The 3,132-nt window shown below is 66.2% G+C and carries 2 protein-coding genes and 1 pseudogene; all 3 read right to left on the reverse strand.

Features of this window, described 5'->3' with window-relative positions:
• The coding region (locus PGX04_RS29825) for an alpha/beta hydrolase (RefSeq protein WP_377043695.1) at window positions 1–771 on the reverse strand (771 nt) is incomplete at its 3' end.
• A gap of 104 nt (window positions 772–875) precedes the next feature.
• On the reverse strand, window positions 876–2,321 hold the full coding sequence (gene thiC / locus PGX04_RS29830) for a phosphomethylpyrimidine synthase ThiC (protein WP_273741806.1): 1,446 nt from the start codon (window positions 2,319–2,321) through the stop codon (window positions 876–878).
• Between the two features lie 169 nt (window positions 2,322–2,490).
• Window positions 2,491–3,132: pseudogene (locus PGX04_RS29835) on the reverse strand (hypothetical protein); the annotation flags it as partial.

Below are 3,132 nucleotides of genomic sequence, written 5' to 3' on the forward strand. Positions count from 1 at the left end.
GCCGTCGACGGCCCGGAGCCGCTCGATCGCGACCGCGGCGTCGTCGACGGTGACGCGATCGAGCGTGTACTCGTCGAGTGCGACCTCGCAGGCGGTATCGCGTTTGTCGTATCTGAGAGACGCGACGCCCCGCGTGGCGAGTCCCTCGGCGAGGTCCGCGAACGTCCTCGTGGCGCCGCGAGGAGTGTCCGCGGTCATCGGACCGTCGTCGTGAACGAGGACGACTCCGGGAACCCCCTCGCCGTCCGCGGGCGTCGCGACGGTCCCCGAAAGCGAGCAGTCCGGAACCGAGAGCGAGACGTCTTTCTCACCGAACGCGTTCGGATCGACGTACGCCGGCCGTTCGTACTCGTCGGCGATGCCACAGTTGCGGACCCGCGACTGCTGATCGACGATGACGCCGCAGTCGTGGTCGCCGCGGTCGAACGCCAGCGTGACGGTGACCATCTCGCCCTGGTTACCGGTCGTAGCCACCTTCGTGTCGACGACCTCCTCGAACGCGCCGCCGACCGTCTCGAAGGCCAGCCAGACCCGTTCGAGTCGACCGGGATCGCCGTACCGGTCCCGTTCGTTCTCCGCGAATCGTTCACTGGCCTGTTCGAACCGACCATTCGCGAGGTCGTCGACGAACGCCGTCGCCACACCGTCGGCGGACGTGGAGCCGTCGGTTTCGTCGTCAGCGCCGATCCCGAGCAGATCGGTACAGCCGGCCGCTGCCGTCGCTGTCGCCGTCGATACCGCTGCCAGAACGGTTCGTCGTCGGGGAGCCATCGATACCGACTCGACCACGGTCTGTCAGATAAAGACGAGGTCGATTCTCTGTGACTGTACTTGCGTTTGATATACGAAGGGGCCGCTGTGCGTGCGGCGCTCGATCAATCGTCGCTCGCTTCCTCGCGTCGATCGGCGCGCTCGTGGTCGGCCATCGGCGGCAGGTCGCCCGACTCGTGCGTTCCGACCGGTGGTCGGTTCACGTCCGCGGCGGACGAGGACTCGAGATCCGTCCGCTCTTTCCCCTCGATGGCCGTCATCTCACCGCCTTCCCTTGCGTCCTGGTCGATCCGCATCGAGCAGAACTCCGCGCCGCACATCGAGCAAAAGCGAGCTTCCTTGTAGTTGTCGCCGGGCAGGGTCTGATCGTGGAACGACCGGGCGCGATCGGGATCGAGCGCGAGGTCGAACTGCTCGCGCCACTCGAACTCGTAACGGGCTTCCGAGAGCGCGTCGTCCCAGTCTCGAGCACCGGGGCGTTCGTTTCCGACGTCGCCGGCGTGGGCGGCGATCCGATAGGCCGCGAGGCCGTCGCGGACGTCTTCCTCCTCGGGGAGGCCGAGGTGTTCCTTCGGGGTGACGTAACACAACATTGCGGCACCGGCCTGGGCCGCCATCGCGGCACCGATCGCACTCGTGATGTGGTCGTAGCCCGGTGCGATGTCGGTCACCAGCGGACCGAGCACGTAGAAGGGCGCGCCGTCGCAGACCTCCTGCTGGCGCTCGACGTTCTCCGCGACTTTGTGCATCGGAACGTGGCCCGGCCCTTCGACCATCACCTGGACGCCGCGGTCCCAGCCGACTCGAGTGAGTTCGCCCAGCGTGTCGAGTTCGGCGTACTGGGCCTCGTCGCAGGCGTCCGCCAGACAGCCGGGGCGCAGGCTATCCCCGAGGCTGAACGTGACATCGTGTTCGGCGAAGATCTCACAGGTCTCGGGAAAGACCTGATACAGCGGGTTCTGCTCGCCATTTTCCTCCATCCACTTGGCCATGATCGAGCCGCCCCGCGAGACGATTCCCGTCTTCCGTCCGTCGGTCAGCGGCAGGTGCTCGGCGAGGATCCCCGCGTGGATCGTCATGTAGTCGACGCCCTGTTTCGCCTGCTTCTCGATGATCTCGAGCAGCAACTCTGTCGTGATGTCCTCGGGACTGCCGGCCTGCTTGACAGCCTCGTACAGCGGCACCGTGCCCAACGGCACCGGCGAGTGCTCGATGTGGGCCTCCCGGATCTCATCGAGATCGCTGCCGGTACCAAGATCCATCACCGTGTCCGCACCGTAGTGGACCGCAGTGTGGAGCTTCTCGAGTTCCGTCTCGAGGTCACTGGTCGTCTCGCTGTTGCCGATGTTGGCGTTTACCTTCGTCGCGAACTCCCGCCCGATGATCATCGCGTCGAGCGCGTCGTGGTTGACGTTCGCTGGAATGACAGCCTGTCCCTCGGCGACCTGCTCGCGGACGACGTCCGGATCGCGATTCTCTCGCTCGGCGACGCGTTCCATCTCGGGCGTCACCGTCCCCTCGCGGGCGGCCTGGATCTGTGTGTGCGCCATCGATAACTAGGTTGTATGATCGAGTTATAAATAACTACCTCCGTGCTTCGAGGGGACAGTCGAATCGCTCTCGAGGAGAGTTGCGGCCGCGAAAACGGATGCTATCGCGCCGATCGGTGATGGTGTCGGTGAGCGGTGGCGGTGAGTGGGGCAACCCAGTTGTGAGCGCTCACTTCAGTTCGGCGATCGGGCCGCCTCGAAGCTGAACGGTCAGCGTCCCGGTCGAGTCGGCGGGGACCGAGACGGGAAGTCTCGCCGTCGCTCGTCCACGCGAGCCGTCACCGTCCGGGATCGAAACGGTCGCCCGGTCGTCATCGATTCCGAGCCAGTACCTGCCCGGGTCGCCGGCGATGGTCGCGGACACGTCGACGGTCTCGCCCGGCTGCAGTTCGTCCTCGAAGGTGACCGACTCGAGGGCCAGCGTCGGCTCGTCGAGGCCGACCTCGAGCGTCCGGTCTATCGTCGTTCTGTAGACCGGTACCGCTTCGTCGCTGCCCGGGTCGACGGTGAGTATCTCGACGCCCAGTTCGTGCTCGACGGTTCCGATTCGGTTACAGATCGTCTGCCGAGAGGAACCAGCGAAGAGCAGTCCGACGAGCGTTCCGTCCTCGAGGAAGACCGGCGAGCCGCTGTCGCCGGGTTCGGACATGGGGCCGGCGACGAGCTGGTCGCGGAGGAGGACGGGTCCCTGGTCGGGGTACTCCACGCGGACGCTCGCGCTCGTCGCTTCGATCACGGCGCTCGTGACACCCGTCGTCCGGCCCGTCTTCGTGACCGTCGCGCCGCGGAGGTCATCGTACCCTTCGCGGCG

This window comes from Natrinema soli (assembly GCF_028618695.1).